Origin of the sequence: Bradyrhizobium sp., from assembly GCF_035273305.1 — a bacterium.
Classification (GTDB): Bacteria; Pseudomonadota; Alphaproteobacteria; order Rhizobiales; family Xanthobacteraceae; genus Bradyrhizobium.
Window position 1 is genome coordinate 1 of record NZ_DATEPI010000074.1, and the last position, 15,271, is coordinate 15,271.

A 15,271-nucleotide genomic window follows, 5' to 3' on the forward strand; every position below is an offset into this window, starting at 1 on the left:
CCCCGACCACATACATTCGGCTAAGGCCGAACAGTACGGCATGCGCGACTCGGCCGCACAGCAGCGTGAAAAGCCGGGCACGCCGAGGGGATGCTGCGAAACGAGATCATGACATCGGCAACGCGGTGGGTGGGCGCGCCAGACGGTCGAATTGAACGAGGCCAAGCGCGAACGCGCTCATTGCCGCAAACGGGGATCGCTGGCGCGGCATTCAGCATCGTCCGATTTGATTCAGCCGCCCCCTCAGAATGGGATGTCGTCATCCATATCGCTGTTGCGAGCACCGGCTGCGACCGCCCGTCGAGGCGCGGCCGTGGATGGACCGCCCGAGCCGAAATCGCCGCTGGAATCATCGGAGCCGAAATTGCCACCACCACTGCGGCCGTCTAGCATCGTCAATGCCGAGTTGAAGCCTTGAAGGACTACTTCCGTCGAGTATTTATCGGCGCCGCTCTGGTCAGTCCATTTGCGAGTTTGCAATTGGCCTTCGATGTAAACCTTGGCACCTTTCTTTAGATATTGCTCGGCAATCTTGCAAAGACCCTCATTGAAGATCACCACACGGTGCCACTCGGTCTTTTCTTTCCGCTCGCCGGTCGCCTTGTCGCGCCAGGTCTCGGACGTCGCCACTCTGAGATTCGCAATCGGCCGCCCGTCCTGCGTCCGCCGAATCTCGGGATCCTTGCCGAGGTTTCCGACCAGAATCACCTTGTTTACGCTTCCCGCCATACCGCTCTCCACTCTCGCAATTACCCTGGCTGACGACTGAGCCTTCGGATTCAGCGCCCGACCTGTTGAAAATGTCCCCCGAGGGGACCGCCGGCCGGACCCTATACGTTCGCCAGTCCCACAAGACCGATGATCCCCGGTTATCCACATATAGCAGCTCACAGGAGATTGTTCCAGTTTTGTTCCAAACGCGGACAATACGTCCGCGGACAGATAACGGTGTTGAAATAAAGCGCGGCTGAAGGCCCGTCAGGGTTCCCCTGAGTTCCCCTAAACAGTCGACGAATCATCGGGTTGAGCCCGCTTCACTTCCCCGGCGAGTGTTGCATTTGGGAGACGGCTTTTCCGGCCGAAGCGGGTATATTGGCAGTCAGATTTGCTGGCCATGCGGGTCACGTCCGATTGAAACACTTCCCGGAAGGAAGAACTACGATGAAGAAAATTTTGCTTGGTACGGTTGCTCTCGTCGCGTTGGGTTTCGCCGCGCCTGCTTCTGCGGCTGATCTTGCGGCCCGCCCCTACACCAAGGCACCGCCCCCGATGGTCGCTGCGATCTACGACTGGAGCGGCTTCTACATCGGTCTAAACGGCGGTGGCGGCTGGAGCCACAAGTGCTGGGACATCCGGAATAATTTCGGGGCTGTTGTTTCGCCTTCAGTTGCCGAGGGCTGTCATGACGCGACCGGGGGCACGGTCGGTGGTCAGATCGGTTACCGCTGGCAGGCCAGCTCTTGGGTCTTCGGTTTGGAAGCTCAGGGCAACTGGGCTGACCTCAAAGGTTCCAACACGAGCCTTTTCGATCCGCTGACCCGAAATGAATCCAGGATTGATGCGTTTGGCCTGTTCACCGGCCAGATTGGTTGGGCCTGGAATAACGCCCTGCTGTACGTCAAGGGCGGTGCCGCGGTCACGAGCGACCATTACCGGAACTTCGACATTCCGACCGGTGTGGAATTCGCCAGAGCTAACGAAACCCGCTGGGGCGCGGCCGTCGGTGCCGGCGTCGAGTTCGGCTTCGCTCCGAACTGGTCGGTCGGTTTTGAGTACGACCACTTGTTCATGGGGGACCGCGACGTCAACTTCTCGGCCACTGGCACGTTCGGTATTCCGGCCGGTTCGTTCACAGGAACCGATCGCATCCGTCAGGACGTCGATCTGGCCACTGTTCGCGTGAACTACCGCTGGGGCGGTCCGGTGGTCGCGAAGTACTGATCGCACCCGAACTGATCTTCAATTTCGAAAGGCCGGCCTTGTGCCGGCCTTTTTCTTTGCGCTTCTGGTATCTCAGGCCGCGCATGGAAGATCCTTGGCTCCGCAATCAGATTGCGCTTACTCGCAACCACCTTCGCAAAACAGTTGATGGCATGCAGCAAGCACTGGAAATCCCTGGGCGTTCTTCCTACGTTCTGACTTTATCCGATGGCGTCCGACCCCGGTTGTTCCGGAAGATGTGCGTCAAACACGGCGCGGTCACGTGCCCGGAAATCGCGACATGGATGAAGTGATCAGGGCGAAGCGCCAATCGAGTGTGGGTTCCGGCACGCGCGCGATAACGATTCGCGGCGCGCGTGAGCACAACCTCAAGAACATCGATCTGGAAATCCCACGCGACAAGCTCGTGGTTTTCACCGGGCTATCCGGTTCGGGCAAATCGTCGCTGGCGTTCGATACCATCTACGCCGAGGGACAGCGCCGCTACGTCGAATCGTTGTCGGCATACGCGCGCCAATTCCTTGAAATGATGCAGAAGCCGGATGTCGACCAGATCGATGGATTGTCACCGGCGATCTCCATCGAGCAAAAGACAACTTCGAAGAATCCGCGCTCGACCGTCGGCACCGTTACCGAAATATACGATTACATGCGGCTGTTATGGGCGCGGGTCGGCGTTCCCTATTCGCCCGCAACGGGATTGCCGATCGAGAGCCAGATCGTCTCGCAGATGGTCGATCGGGTGCTGGCATTGCCCGAGGGCACCCGGCTCTATCTGCTGGCACCGGCCGTGCGCGGCCGCAAAGGCGAGTACCGCAAGGAGCTTGCTGAATATCTCAAGAAGGGATTCCAGCGGGTCAAGATCGATGGGACTTTTTACGAGCTGGCGGAAGCGCCGGTTCTCGATAAGAAATTCCCTCACGATATCGACGTGGTTGTGGACCGAATCGTCGTCCGGCGAGATATCGGCCAGCGACTGGCCGAGAGTTTCGAGACCGCGTTGAAGCTGGCGGAGGGCTTGGCCGTCATCGAATACGCTGATCCACCCGCCTCCGCATCTGATGACAAAAAGCCGGATAAGAAGACGGCAAAAATCCACGATAAGAGTGGACCTGAACGGATTCTGTTTTCAGAGAAATTCGCTTGTCCCGTATCCGGCTTCACCATTCCGGAAATCGAACCACGGCTGTTCTCGTTCAATAATCCGTATGGCGCTTGCCCTGCCTGTGGCGGGCTCGGCATCGAGCAGCATGTCGATGAAGAGTTGGTGATTCCCGACAAGGAGCTGACACTGCGAAGGGGTGCGATCGCCCCCTGGGCCAAATCATCCTCTCCCTATTACATCCAGACGCTCACCGCGCTTGGCAAGTTCTACAAGTTCACGCTTGATACCAAGTGGAAGGACCTGCCGAAAAAGACGCAGAACGCGATTCTACACGGCTCCGGCGAGGACGAGATCAAGTTCTCCTATGAAGACGGCGTGCGCTCCTACGACACAAGGAAGCCGTTTGAGGGCGTCATCACCAACATCGATCGCCGCTATCGTGAGACCGAGAGCGAATGGGCCCGCGAGGAACTGGCCAAATACTTCTCCGACATTCCTTGCGAAGCCTGCCAAGGCTATCGGCTCAAGCCGGAAGCGCTGTGCGTCAAGATCGCCGACAAGCACATCGGCGAGATCTCGGAATTGTCGGTGCGCCGCGCGGGCGAGTGGTTCGAGACTGTGCCGAAAGCTCTCAACGCACAACAAAACGAAATTGCAGCGCGCGTATTGAAGGAAATACGCGAGCGATTGTCCTTCCTGCTCGACGTTGGCCTGAACTACCTGACCCTGGCGCGCGCCTCCGGCACCCTATCTGGCGGCGAGAGCCAGCGTATCCGGCTGGCGTCACAGATCGGCTCCGGCTTGACCGGTGTACTGTATGTGCTTGATGAGCCCTCGATCGGGCTGCACCAGCGCGACAATGCGCGGTTGTTGGAAACGTTGAAGCGGTTGCGCGACCTCGGCAACACCGTGATCGTGGTCGAGCACGACGAGGATGCGATTCGGCTTGCCGATCATGTGCTGGACATCGGCCCGGGTGCCGGCATGCATGGCGGCCATATCGTCGCGCAAGGCACGCCCGCCGACATCATGAACAATCCGGGGTCGTTGACCGGAAAATATCTCACAGGCGAACTATCCGTCGAGATCCCTGAGCGTAGACCGCCGAATCATCGCCGCACGATTAAGGTGGTCAACGCGCGCGGCAATAATCTGAAGAATGTGTCAGCGGAAATTCCGCTGGGCCTTTTCACCTGCGTGACCGGCGTTTCCGGCGGCGGCAAATCGACGCTGCTGATCGACACGCTCTACCGGGCGATCGCGCGCAAGCTCAACAACGCCAGCGAGGGCGCCGCGCCGCACGACCGCATCGAAGGTTTGGAGCATATCGACAAGATCATCGACATCGACCAGTCGCCGATCGGCCGAACTCCACGCTCCAACCCGGCGACCTATACCGGCGCATTCACGCCCATCCGCGAATGGTTTGCCGGGTTGCCCGAGGCAAAGGCGCGCGGCTACGAGCCCGGACGGTTCTCCTTCAACGTCAAGGGCGGCCGCTGCGAGGCTTGCCAGGGTGACGGCGTTATCAAGATCGAGATGCACTTCCTGCCCGACGTTTATGTCACCTGCGATGTCTGCAAGGGCAAGCGCTACAATCGCGAGACGCTGGAGGTATTGTTCAAGGGTAAATCGATCGCCGACGTGCTGGACATGACGGTGGAAGAAGCCGCCGAATTCTTTAAGGCGGTCCCGCGCGTCCGCGAGACTTTCAAGACACTGCACCGCGTCGGCCTCGACTATATTCACGTCGGCCAGCAGGCCACGACGCTATCGGGCGGCGAGGCCCAGCGGGTCAAGCTGGCAAAGGAACTGTCGAAACGCGCCACTGGCCGCACGCTGTATATCCTGGACGAGCCGACCACGGGTCTGCATTTTCACGATGTGAAGAAGCTGCTGGAAGTGCTGCACGAGCTCGTGTCGCAGGGGAACACCGTGGTGGTGATCGAACATAACCTCGAAGTCATCAAGACCGCGGACTGGGTAATCGATCTCGGTCCCGAAGGCGGCGACGGCGGCGGCGAGATCGTCGCCTGGGGTCCGCCCGAGGACATCGTCAAGGCGCCCAGGAGTTATACGGGCAAATTCCTGGCGCCAGTATTGGCGAAGATAGGCAAATCGCGGAAAGGCGGCGCAAGCGAGGCGGCGGAGTAGGCTGGGACGACGCTCCCGGATTTCTCCAAGGCGCGCGCCGCGTTAGCCCGCTCAAGTAACTGCCCGCGCGCTATTGCTCCATTGCCGCTTGCACGAACCCCGCGGGATCCGCGCAGAATTCGCGCATGACCTTGTAATGATCCGTCTGTTCGATGGTCACCGGCTCCAGGCCAGATTTCGAAAGCCGCAGCAGGCGCGCATTGGGATAAGCCATCAGCATCGGCGAGTGCGTGGCCATGATGATCTGGCAATTTTGAGCCGCATCCATCCGGCTCATCAGCTTCAGGAACTCGATCTGACGTGCCGGCGACAGCGCCGATTCCGGTTCGTCGAAGATAAAGACACCCTGCTCTTGGCAGCGCTCTTCAAAAAACCGCAGGAATCCTTCGCCGTGGGAATGGGAGAGATAATCAGGCGGCGTTCCTCCATCTTCCTTGTTGACCTCATCCTGATAACGCGCAACGGAGAAGAAACTCTCCGCCCGAAAGAACCAGCCATTCGTGATCTTGGGCAACCATGCGGCGCGCAGCGCCTGTGAGAGCCGGCCTCCCATCTTCTCGATCGCCTTTGAATGATCGACGGGCATATAGCCCTTGCCCCCACCCGCTTCGTCATAGCCAGCCAACACCGCAATGCCCTCCAGCAAGGTGGATTTGCCGGTCCCATTCTCTCCCGCGATGATGGTGATGGATCGATCGAAGCTCAGTTCGAAATCGTCCCGCAGATACGGCAGGCAAAACGGATAAGCGGCGCGGTCGGTTATCCGTTCGGCATCGAGCCATATCCGCCTGAGGTAAGGCGCGGGTAATCGAATGTTTCGGCTTCGTCTGCGCGACATTGAGTTGGCCTAAGCGTGTTGCGCCCGATGCCGCTGAGCCAGCGACTCGGATTGATTATTCATCTATGGCTGCTTCGATGAAGCTGGCCGGCTCCGCGCAGAATTCGCGCATAACCCTGTAATGATCCGTCTGTTCGATGGTCACCGGCTCAAGTCCATACTTCGATAGACGCAGCAGCCGCGCATTGGGATAAGCCATCAGCATGGGTGAGTGCGTTGCCATGATGATCTGGCAATTCTGGGAAGCATCCATCTTGCGCATCAGCTTCAGGAATTCAATTTGACGAGATGGAGATAGCGCCGATTCCGGTTCATCGAAGATGTAAATACCTTGGTCTTGGCAGCGCTCCTCAAAAAATCGCAAGAAGCCTTCGCCGTGTGAATATGAGAGGTAATCCGGAGGACCATAGTCGGAGCCCCGGCCCATTTGGTCGAGATAACGCGCAACCGAAAAGAAGCTCTCCGCTCGAAAGAACCAGCCGTTGGTGATCTTTGGTAGCCAACTCGCGCGCAAGGCTTCCGAGAGAGCTCCTCCCATCACCTCGATCGCGTTGGTATGATCGACGGGCATATAGCCCTTGCCACCACCCGCTTCGTCATACCCCGCGAGCACCGCGATACCTTCGAGCAAGGTGGATTTGCCGGTGCCGTTCTCTCCAGCGATGATGGTGATGGACCGATCGAAACTGAGGTCAAAACCGTCGCGCAGAAAGGGCAAGCAAAACGGATAGGCACTGCGATCCGGCACGCGCTCCCTGTCGACCCAAATTCGTTTAAGATAAGGTGCCGGCAGCCGGCTCTTTCGATATCGCCTACTCATGGTGTTTGCGAATGCACCTGGCTTGGAGGTCCGGGCAGGTTTAGACCATACCAGTCCGCGAAATTTAGAACATAAGTAGAACTACTGCTTCCAAACCGCTATCCCAGCACTTCCAGCAGCAACTCCATGGTCATCAGGACCGGATTATCGCCGCGCGACAGTCTGCCTTCGGCGATTCCGCCGAGATAATCGACCAGGGCTACATCCAACTCTGCGCGCAACGCGCCGTCCGTGCGTCGCGCAATCGCCCCGGCTCTCACAGCCATTTCAGTTGCGAAAGGCTCGACCGCGCGGCCGTCGGCGAACCGCGCACCGATGATGCTGCCAACGCCGCCGCGCAATTTCGCTCTGGCAATCCCGCGCTCAGCGCAGAAAGACTCGAGCGCACCGGCAAGATCCTGGTTTGGGCGCAGCCGCAGCGCGAAGGCTCGGGCATTTGCCGTTGCCCTTCCGGGAGGACTGGGGACCGGCCCAAACAGTTTGAAATTGGTTTCGCCGTCGTGCTCGGCTGTGAAGATCGCGCCATCAAGGCCAAAGGCTTCTACCGTGAACGGCTCGGCAACCAGCGTTTCCTCGGGAAGGATGTGGCCGCCGCCTGCGCGGCCGTCCGCTTCGGTCCACAAACCATGACAATGGAAGTATGGCGCGCCATCGCGTTCACCCAAGGTCATGGCTGCCACATTCAGCCGCGTGACACCCGAGGAGCGAAAGGGGTCGCTATAGAAGGCGGCGTTCTCGCCGGTCGTGGACAAAGCCGGCATCACGTAGGCGAATGGCCCGAGCGCGCCGCTGCGCATGTTCAACGTCCCGCCAACGAATCCCTGAGCGGCAAAGCCAAGGCGAGCTGCTTCCAGCAGCGGCAAGCCTGCTTTGAGCGTGAAGGAGAACGCTCGGCCGCGCGCTTCCACCCACTGGATGCGTTCGGACGCGGGCGGGCCGGGCTGAACGATGTGGCGCATCTCAGCCAGTTTGCTTTTGAGAAAGGTCCAGCAATCCGCGCGCTTCCAGCTCATCGCGAACCAGGCGCTTGGGTATCTTGCCGTAACCGGACTTCGGCAGAGCGTCCCAGAAGAAGAAACGTTTCGGCATCTTGTATCGAGGGACTTTTGGCGCGAGGAAGGCCGCCAATTGAGCTTCGCTCACAGGCTCCGCACCCTCGCGCGGGACGCAAACCGCTACGCCGACCTCGCCCCAAAAGGCATCAGGCACGCCGAGCACGGCGACCTCGCGGATGGCCGGATGGGTGAGGATTTTCTCCTCTACCTCGCGCGGATAGATGTTGGAGCCGCCGGATATATACATGTCCGATGCGCGGCCCGTAATATACACAAAACCTTCCTCATCCATGTGGCCAAGATCGCCCGTGCGAAACCAGCCATCGCGGAACGCTTTCGCGTTAGCCTCCGGGTTGTCGTAATAGCCGGCGAACACGCCCGGCCCGATCACGCAGATCTCGCCGGTCTCGAACGGTTTCAGTTCGCTGCCGTCGTCACCCTGGATAGAGACTTGCATGCCCGTGCGCTCGATTCCGCAGGTGCCGATCCGCGCATGCGGGCCATCCTCAATCTCGTGCAGGTCAGGCCGCAACACAGTGATGTTACCGGTGACCTCGCCCAGCCCAAAATATTGCACCAGGACCTTGCCGAGCTTGTTCAATGCGGCTTTCTGATCCTCGCGATACATCGGCGCGCCCGCGTATATCACGTATCGCAATGATGAATGGTCGTAGCGATCTATGGCAGGATGCTCGACCATCATCTTCAGGATGGTTGGAACGGTGAAGATGTTGCTGACGCGGTGACGCTCGATCAACTGGAACGCCTCCTCGATATCGAAACGCTCGGAGGAAAGCAAAATCGTCGGCACGCCGCGCGCGGTTTGTACGAGTTGGTGAACGCCGGCGCCATGCGACAGTGGTGCGACGACCAGCGATGCATCGTTCTCGTTGGTGCCGGGCATGAGGTCGGCGAGGTGGTTGGTGATGACGAACGCCATCTGGCCATGAGTCAGCACGGCTGCCTTGGATCGCCCGGTCGTGCCCGAGGTGAAGAAGAACCAACAGGGATCGTCATATTCGACACGCGTCTCCTCGACGACCGCGCCTGCGTGAGCTGCTATGACTTCAGTGACCGAATTCTCACCGAAGGTGCCCTCGCCTATCCGCCAGACGAACGCGAGCGCAGCGCTTGAAGCCTGTACACCTGCTGCGTGCTCGGGAAAATCGCCGTGGCAAAGGAACGCCTTGGCGCCGGACGCGCCAGCAAGATAAGCCACCTCGTCCGGCATCAACCTGAAATTGGTCGGGACCCAGACCGCGCCGAGCCGGAAGGCGGCGAACATCGACCAGAACATCTCGTCGCAATTCTTGGAATGGACCAGAATACGGTCGCCCTTGACGATCCCACGCGAGGCAAGCGCTGCCGCGAGCGCGGAGACGTGGTCATGTATTTCGCGCCAGGTCCAGGACCGATCGCCGTAAATAAAACCCACGCGATCACGGTGGCGGCGGGCATTCTGGTTGACGAGATGGGCTAGGTTCATGACCCGGCGTGACATTCGCGTGACGCCGCCCGTTGGCTCCGGACTCGCAAGTTTTTCGCTCACCGTATTATCATCCTAGTTCTCGTCCCAGACGTTCTAACATGAACCGGATCAAGCGTTTCGGGTTTATAAAGGCGAGAGCCGCAGAAGTGTCAGCTAACGCCCAAAGAATTTAACCAGCGGGAACAAGGCGGATGACCGAGGTCGTCAATAACAGAATGAAGCACCGCTACGAACTTGCTGCCGACGGCCACATCGCTGCAATTTACTATGACGTCGCCGACGGCATTATCACTTTCGATCATACCGAAGTGCCGCCGGAACTCAGCGGCAAGGGCATCGGCTCCAAGCTCGTAAAAGGCGCGCTCGACCAGGTCAGGGCCGACGGATTGAAAGTGATTGCCAACTGTGAGTTCGTGAAGGGCTATATCGGCAAACATCCCGAATACGCTGACCTGATGCAGAGATAGTTGACCCGCATGGCCATACGCAGCATCCGCGACAATAAGGCTCTCTCTCGATTTGAATTGGATATCGACGGTGGGGTAGCGTTCGCGAATTATCGCCGCACGCCATCGACCGTGATCATCACGCATACCGAGACCCCGCGCGCCCTGCGCGGCCGAGGTATTGCCTCCGAACTGGTCGACGGCGCGCTGCAGATGATCCGCGCTGACGGACTGAAGGTTGTAGCGGGCTGCGGATTTGTCGCCGACTATTTGTCCAAGCACCCGGAATTCGCAGACCTCATGGCCTGAAACTTCACGCGGGTTGATGTGAATCTACGAATGCTTATCAGGTAATCCGAATCGACATGTCGGGAAGTCCCTCGATTTTGCACAACAGCACGTCACCCTTCACCACCGGCCCGACATTCTCCGGCGTTCCCGAATAGATGATGTCCCCGGCCTTGAGTTCGAACGCTTCGGACAATTTTGCAATCTGCTCGGCCACGCTCCAGATCATCTTGTCGAGATCCGAATTCTGCCGCACCGCGCCGTTGACCGCGAGCGAGATTGCGCCCTTCGCAAGATGGCCGGTTTTCGCTGCGGGATGAATCGGACCGAGCACAGCGGCATGATCAAAACTCTTCCCGATCTCCCATGGCTTCTTTTCGGCCGCCATGCCGTTCTGCAAATCGCGTCGAGTCATGTCGAGGCCAACGGTATACCCATAGACGTGCTCGAGCGCGTGTTCGGGAGAAATGTTGATGCCGCCCGATTTCAACGCGGCCACGAGCTCGACCTCATGGTGATAGTTTTTGGTGAGTGACGGGTACGGGTGCTCAGCCACGGATCCGAGCGCAACATATTGAATCGCATCCGTCGGCTTCTGGAAAAAGAACGGCTGCTCGCGAGTAGGGTCTGAACCGCGCTCGATGGCGTGCGCGGCATAATTCCGTCCGATGCAATAGATGCGGCGCACGGGGAAGACGCCCTCTTCTCCCGCAATCGGGATCGTGATTGCCGGCACCGAGAAGATTGGCTTTGCGGCGCCCTCCGCCTCGGCTCGGTCGCTACGGCTCGCAGCACCAGCCAGCGCCAGCGCGCCAGTTGCCAACACACTCCTGCGATCGATGGTATTCATGACGGTGTCCTGTCCTGTCAGCCTTACGTGATCGCTCTAGCGGTCAGATCGATCGTGGGCAAGGCAGTCGTGCACTCTCGGTGGAGGATCAATGCCCCCTTTTGCTCCTGCCCTACAAAGCCGGCGGGCGTCGTTAACTGTAGTCCGCGCCTTCTGGCCTGCCAATGCGACCATTCACCTAAGCGTGAGCGACGGCGCTGGTGAATGGGCGTACGCTCGAGGCATCAGTTCGCGACAAGGCCAGTTTCGTCCCTGTCTTCGCGTCTGGCTTGATCGCGGTCATTTCCATCGCGGTCTCTTGCGCCGCTTTTGAGCTGCGCAAAGCCGGCCGCGACGGCTGCAAGGAGGTAACGAAATGGCATCATATCGCGGCAATGTTGCACCAACGGCTCGGCCTGCGCCGGAGAGCGGGGCCGGTCCGATCATTCGACACATCGGCCTTCACGATTTGCAGGATGCGCTGCGGCTGGGGTGGGAAGATTTTAAGGCGGTCCCGAGCCACGCTATCATTCTGTGCGTGATCTACCCGGTGCTTGGCCTGGTGCTCGCACGCACGGTGCTTGGCTATTCGGTATTGCCGCTGTTGTTTCCGCTTGCTGCTGGCTTCGCCTTACTTGGCCCTTTCGCGGCGCTCGGCCTGTATGAATTGAGCCGCCGCCGCGAAGCCGGCGAACCGGCATCCGCCGCGGATGCCCTCGACGTGCTGCGCTCGCCATCGTTCGGGGCCATGCTCGGGCTCGGCACTCTGCTTCTGGCGCTGTTCGTGGTTTGGGTGGCAACCGCGCAGGCGATTTACGTCGCGGCGTTCGGCTACACCGCGGCCGCCGACATTCCTGATTTTCTCGAGCGCGTGCTAACGACCCCCCAGGGGTGGTGGCTAATCGTGGTTGGCTGCAGCGTCGGCTTTCTGTTCGCGCTTGTGGCGCTCTGCATCAGTGTCGTGTCGTTCCCGCTGATGCTGGACCGTCACGCCGGCACCGTGGATGCGATCGTGACGTCTCTGCGGGTAGTGGCGCGGAATGCCATTCCAATGGCCGCCTGGGGATTTATCGTGGCGGTGCTGCTCGTCCTAGGATCCTTGCCTCTGTTTCTCGGGCTGGCCGTAGTGATCCCGCTGCTCGGCCACGCCACTTGGCACCTCTATCGCAAGGTGGTCGCGCCGGATCCCAATGCGCGGCCGGTCGCTCCCCGCCCACACCGCGAGCGGCGATCAGCTGCGGATTTCCCAGTCGCGATCCTTCCGTGGTGGCGCAGGAATCGTTCATAAGCGGCGTGAGCCGAAGTGAGCACACGGCCGGTCGAACTTCGACCGGCCGTTCGGCTGTGAGTCCGCCCTCAATCACATCTGGAAAATGCATCTGCGCAATTGTCACGCTCGCACGCAGCAGCGCTTCCGGATGGGCCATGTTTTGGCCGCGGTTCGCCCGGACATTTCGCCGCCCGATCTCACAGACAACGCGAATTGGAGTTCGGAGCTGATGGTCTCCAAATCAACTACTTTGTTCACAGCCGCTGTGATGTGTGCCGTCCTGACGATACCGGCAGGTGCCGCTGTCGCGGCTTCTTGCGGCAGCGGAAGCTTCCCGGCCTGGCTGGAGGATTTCAAGACTGAGGCCGCAGAGAAGGGCGTTTCACAAACAGCGATTGCATCCGGCCTCACCGGCGTAACCTTGGATCAAGCGGTGCTCTCAAGAGACCGGTCGCAGCGGGTGTTCAATCAGACTTTCGAGGAATTCTCCGGCCGGATGGTTCCCCCCCGCCTCGCGCGCGGCACCAATCTGATGAAACAGTACGGATCTGTACTCGCACGTATTGAACAGACCTATGGGGTGCCGGGCGAGGTACTGGTTGCGATCTGGGGACTGGAGACGGATTTTGGCGCCAACACGGGCAAGTTCTCGACCATCCGTTCGCTGGCGACGCTGGCCTATGATTGCCGGCGGGGGGAGACTTTCCGCGCCGAGTTGATGGACGCCTTGCGGATCGTAGCGCGCGGTGACCTGTCGCCGTCCGAAATGCGGGGGGCATGGGCGGGCGAGATTGGCCAAACACAATTCATGCCGTCGTCCTATCTCAAATTCGCAGTCGATTTCGATGGGAACGGCCGCCGTGATCTCCTGCACAGCGCGCCGGATGTCCTGGCATCAACCGCAAACTACCTTGCCAGTCACGGCTGGGAGCGCGGCAAAGGTTGGGAGCCCGGAACTCCCAACTTCGGCGTAATTCAGCGGTGGAACAAAAGTGAGGTCTACGCCAAGACAATTGCGTACTTTGCGAACCAACTCGCCCACGCGCCCTGATTGCCTCCATTTTCGCCACCTTTCATGAATTACAATTCATTACTAGATGCATGCAAAATGCGCATATGACGGATTCAAATGCCTCCAAAAAATGGGCGATTTGACGCAGTATCCTTGTCTTTATCCTGCGTAAAGAGAGATTGCGTAGGCGACCAAACTGGAACCTTAATGGTTTCCTACCTCGGTCATGCGTTTGATGATTAGCTGCACCGCAACATTCGATGTTCCGGACCGGGGAACGGGCGTCTATATTCGCTTCAACGACGGCTCAATCTCTAGAGCTGAATCGCCGATACAAGGAGACTACCATGTTGCTCTCGCTCATCCGCATGATCCAGGCGTTCCGGGATTATCAGCGCAACGTCAGCGAACTGTCCCAGCTTAGCGATCGTGAACTGGCCGATATCGGCCTTGATCGCTCGGACATCCCGCGCGTGGCAGCTGGAACCTACAACGGCTGATCTTTATCGCCGATCTTGTGAACGATTACGCCCGCCTCGCTGCGGGCGTTGTCGTCTCTGCGTCTACGCGCTACCTCTGCGCTCATGACAAGTAGCAAATCGTCTTCTGAAATTGTCCACGTCATCGGGGCCGGCTTGGCCGGCTCAGAAGCCGCCTGGCAGGTTGCCCGGTCCGGTGTCCCCGTCGTGGTGCACGAGATGCGTCCTGGCAGAATGACCGAGGCGCACCGTACCGACGGCCTCGCAGAACTCGTCTGTTCAAATTCATTTCGCTCCGATGACGCCGCTAATAATGCGGTCGGGCTGCTCCACGCCGAAATGCGCCGGCTGGGTTCGTTGATCATGCGCGCCGCCGACACCAACCAGGTTCCTGCCGGCGGAGCATTGGCCGTTGATCGCGATGGCTTCTCGGCTGCCGTCACCAAGGCGCTAAATGATCATCCGTTGATAGAAATCCGTCGCGCCGAGATCGATGGCGTGCCGCCCGATGACTGGCGCAATGTCATCGTCGCGACCGGTCCTTTGACGTCCGCATCCCTGGCCGAAGCGATCCGGCATCTGACCGACGAGAGCGCGCTTGCCTTCTTCGATGCGATCGCTCCGATCGTGCATCGGGACTCAATCGATATGTCGATTGCCTGGTTTCAATCCCGGTATGACAAGCTGGGTCCAGGCGGCACCGGCGCCGACTACATCAATTGTCCCCTGACCAGAGAACAATATGCCGCGTTTGTCGACGCGCTGATCTCAGGCGAGAAGACCGACTTCAAGGAATGGGAAACGAACACACCCTATTTTGATGGCTGCCTGCCGATCGAAGTGATGTGCGAGCGCGGTCATGAGACGTTGCGTCATGGACCTATGAAACCGGTCGGCCTCACCAATCCACGCGATCCGACCGTGAAGCCTCACGCCATCGTGCAGCTACGTCAGGACAACAAGCTTGGCACGCTCTACAACATGGTTGGATTTCAGACGAAACTGAAACACGGCGCACAACAGCGCATTTTCCGCACCATTCCCGGCCTCGAGAATGCACAATTTGCCCGGCTTGGCGGCCTGCATCGGAATACTTTCCTGAATTCGCCGAAGCTGCTGGACCCGCAGTTACGCCTGCGGGCACAGCCGCGGCTTCGCTTCGCCGGCCAGATGACCGGCTGTGAAGGTTATGTCGAATCGGCCAGTATCGGCTTGATCGCCGGCCTCTATGCCGCAGCCAACGCACGTTCGGCATCGTTAGCGCAGCCGCCGGCGACGACGGCGCTGGGATCACTGCTCGGCCATATTACCGGCGGCCACATCGAAACGATCGAGCCAGGTGCACGCTCATTTCAGCCGATGAACATCAACTTCGGACTGTTTCCCCCGCTCGCGAATCCGCCGACCAGAAAACCGGACGGCACGCGCCTGCCCGGCAGCGAAAAGGCCGTTGCAAAGAGGCAAGCCATCAGCGCTCGCGCTTTGGCCGATCTCGATCGGTGGATCGCCGACAACCTGAACATCGCTGCGGCGGCATGAGCGGCT

The 15,271-nt window shown here is 59.5% G+C and carries 14 protein-coding genes; 8 read left to right on the forward strand and 6 right to left on the reverse strand.

Going from position 1 to position 15,271, the window contains the following annotated elements:
• Positions 1-243: 243 nt before the first annotated feature.
• A complete protein-coding gene (locus VJV58_RS04850; protein ID WP_324136207.1) occupies positions 244-729 on the reverse strand; it encodes a single-stranded DNA-binding protein in 486 nt (161 codons plus the stop codon).
• A 432-nt stretch (positions 730-1,161) separates the two neighbouring features.
• Between VJV58_RS04850 and VJV58_RS04855 the strand changes: the two genes are divergently transcribed.
• Both VJV58_RS04855 and uvrA read left to right on the forward strand, forming a co-directional pair.
• The gene (locus tag VJV58_RS04855) at positions 1,162-1,941 is read left to right on the forward strand and encodes an outer membrane protein (RefSeq protein WP_324136208.1); all 780 of its coding nucleotides are present in this window, start codon (positions 1,162-1,164) and stop codon (positions 1,939-1,941) included.
• 280 nt (positions 1,942-2,221) lie between these two features.
• Complete coding sequence (gene uvrA / locus VJV58_RS04860) at positions 2,222-5,200, forward strand: excinuclease ABC subunit UvrA (protein WP_324136209.1); 2,979 nt, start codon at positions 2,222-2,224, stop codon at positions 5,198-5,200.
• Positions 5,201-5,270: 70 nt separating this feature from the next.
• Here uvrA and VJV58_RS04865 read toward each other — a convergent pair whose 3' ends face one another.
• The 4 genes from VJV58_RS04865 to VJV58_RS04880 all read right to left on the reverse strand — a co-directional run bounded on the left by VJV58_RS04865 (position 5,271) and on the right by VJV58_RS04880 (position 9,462).
• Positions 5,271-6,038: an AAA family ATPase gene (locus tag VJV58_RS04865; RefSeq protein WP_324136210.1), complete on the reverse strand. Its 768-nt coding sequence runs from the start codon at positions 6,036-6,038 to the stop codon at positions 5,271-5,273.
• 55 nt (positions 6,039-6,093) lie between these two features.
• Positions 6,094-6,858: an AAA family ATPase gene (locus tag VJV58_RS04870; RefSeq protein ID WP_324136211.1), complete on the reverse strand. Its 765-nt coding sequence runs from the start codon at positions 6,856-6,858 to the stop codon at positions 6,094-6,096.
• Between the two features lie 98 nt (positions 6,859-6,956).
• Positions 6,957-7,817: a PCC domain-containing protein gene (locus tag VJV58_RS04875; RefSeq protein ID WP_324136212.1), complete on the reverse strand. Its 861-nt coding sequence runs from the start codon at positions 7,815-7,817 to the stop codon at positions 6,957-6,959.
• Between the two features lies 1 nt (position 7,818).
• Entirely contained in the window at positions 7,819-9,462 is a 1,644-nt protein-coding gene (locus VJV58_RS04880; RefSeq protein ID WP_324136213.1) for an acyl-CoA synthetase, read from the reverse strand.
• A 131-nt stretch (positions 9,463-9,593) separates the two neighbouring features.
• Here VJV58_RS04880 and VJV58_RS04885 point away from each other — a divergent pair, with 131 nt between their 5' ends.
• Positions 9,594-9,869 (forward strand): GNAT family N-acetyltransferase, encoded by a 276-nt coding sequence (locus tag VJV58_RS04885; protein WP_324136214.1) that lies wholly within the window; start codon positions 9,594-9,596, stop codon positions 9,867-9,869.
• A gap of 9 nt (positions 9,870-9,878) precedes the next feature.
• Positions 9,879-10,157, forward strand: a complete 279-nt coding sequence (locus VJV58_RS04890; protein ID WP_324136215.1) for a GNAT family N-acetyltransferase — start codon at positions 9,879-9,881, stop codon at positions 10,155-10,157.
• Between the two features lie 37 nt (positions 10,158-10,194).
• Here VJV58_RS04890 and VJV58_RS04895 read toward each other — a convergent pair whose 3' ends face one another.
• Positions 10,195-10,986 (reverse strand): fumarylacetoacetate hydrolase family protein, encoded by a 792-nt coding sequence (locus VJV58_RS04895; RefSeq protein ID WP_324136216.1) that lies wholly within the window; start codon positions 10,984-10,986, stop codon positions 10,195-10,197.
• 355 nt (positions 10,987-11,341) lie between these two features.
• Here VJV58_RS04895 and VJV58_RS04900 point away from each other — a divergent pair, with 355 nt between their 5' ends.
• The 4 genes from VJV58_RS04900 (at position 11,342) to trmFO (ending at position 15,265) form a co-directional block, all read left to right on the forward strand.
• On the forward strand, positions 11,342-12,253 hold the full coding sequence (locus VJV58_RS04900; protein WP_324136217.1) for a DUF2189 domain-containing protein: 912 nt from the start codon (positions 11,342-11,344) through the stop codon (positions 12,251-12,253).
• Between the two features lie 250 nt (positions 12,254-12,503).
• Positions 12,504-13,286, forward strand: coding sequence for a lytic murein transglycosylase (locus VJV58_RS04905; protein ID WP_324136219.1), 783 nt, complete (start codon positions 12,504-12,506; stop codon positions 13,284-13,286).
• 308 nt (positions 13,287-13,594) lie between these two features.
• Positions 13,595-13,747 carry a DUF1127 domain-containing protein gene (locus tag VJV58_RS04910; protein WP_016846063.1) on the forward strand — a complete coding sequence of 51 codons (153 nt, stop codon included), beginning with the start codon at positions 13,595-13,597 and terminating at the stop codon, positions 13,745-13,747.
• A gap of 84 nt (positions 13,748-13,831) precedes the next feature.
• A complete protein-coding gene (trmFO, locus tag VJV58_RS04915; RefSeq protein WP_324136218.1) occupies positions 13,832-15,265 on the forward strand; it encodes a methylenetetrahydrofolate--tRNA-(uracil(54)-C(5))-methyltransferase (FADH(2)-oxidizing) TrmFO in 1,434 nt (477 codons plus the stop codon).
• Positions 15,266-15,271 lie beyond the last annotated feature (6 nt).

What these genes read in the sequence shown, in the direction of transcription:
- VJV58_RS04890 (WP_324136215.1), top strand. Translation starts at nt 9,879, where the DNA reads ATGGCCATACGCAGCATCCGCGACAATAAGGCTCTCTCTCGATTTGAA.
- trmFO (WP_324136218.1), top strand. Translation starts at nt 13,832, where the DNA reads ATGACAAGTAGCAAATCGTCTTCTGAAATTGTCCACGTCATCGGGGCC.
- VJV58_RS04875 (WP_324136212.1), bottom strand. Translation starts at nt 7,817, where the DNA reads ATGCGCCACATCGTTCAGCCCGGCCCGCCCGCGTCCGAACGCATCCAG.
- VJV58_RS04865 (WP_324136210.1), bottom strand. Translation starts at nt 6,038, where the DNA reads ATGTCGCGCAGACGAAGCCGAAACATTCGATTACCCGCGCCTTACCTC.
- VJV58_RS04895 (WP_324136216.1), bottom strand. Translation starts at nt 10,986, where the DNA reads ATGAATACCATCGATCGCAGGAGTGTGTTGGCAACTGGCGCGCTGGCG.
- VJV58_RS04850 (WP_324136207.1), bottom strand. Translation starts at nt 729, where the DNA reads ATGGCGGGAAGCGTAAACAAGGTGATTCTGGTCGGAAACCTCGGCAAG.
- VJV58_RS04885 (WP_324136214.1), top strand. Translation starts at nt 9,594, where the DNA reads ATGACCGAGGTCGTCAATAACAGAATGAAGCACCGCTACGAACTTGCT.
- VJV58_RS04900 (WP_324136217.1), top strand. Translation starts at nt 11,342, where the DNA reads ATGGCATCATATCGCGGCAATGTTGCACCAACGGCTCGGCCTGCGCCG.
- VJV58_RS04870 (WP_324136211.1), bottom strand. Translation starts at nt 6,858, where the DNA reads ATGAGTAGGCGATATCGAAAGAGCCGGCTGCCGGCACCTTATCTTAAA.
- uvrA (WP_324136209.1), top strand. Translation starts at nt 2,222, where the DNA reads ATGGATGAAGTGATCAGGGCGAAGCGCCAATCGAGTGTGGGTTCCGGC.
- VJV58_RS04905 (WP_324136219.1), top strand. Translation starts at nt 12,504, where the DNA reads ATGTGTGCCGTCCTGACGATACCGGCAGGTGCCGCTGTCGCGGCTTCT.
- VJV58_RS04855 (WP_324136208.1), top strand. Translation starts at nt 1,162, where the DNA reads ATGAAGAAAATTTTGCTTGGTACGGTTGCTCTCGTCGCGTTGGGTTTC.
- VJV58_RS04910 (WP_016846063.1), top strand. Translation starts at nt 13,595, where the DNA reads ATGTTGCTCTCGCTCATCCGCATGATCCAGGCGTTCCGGGATTATCAG.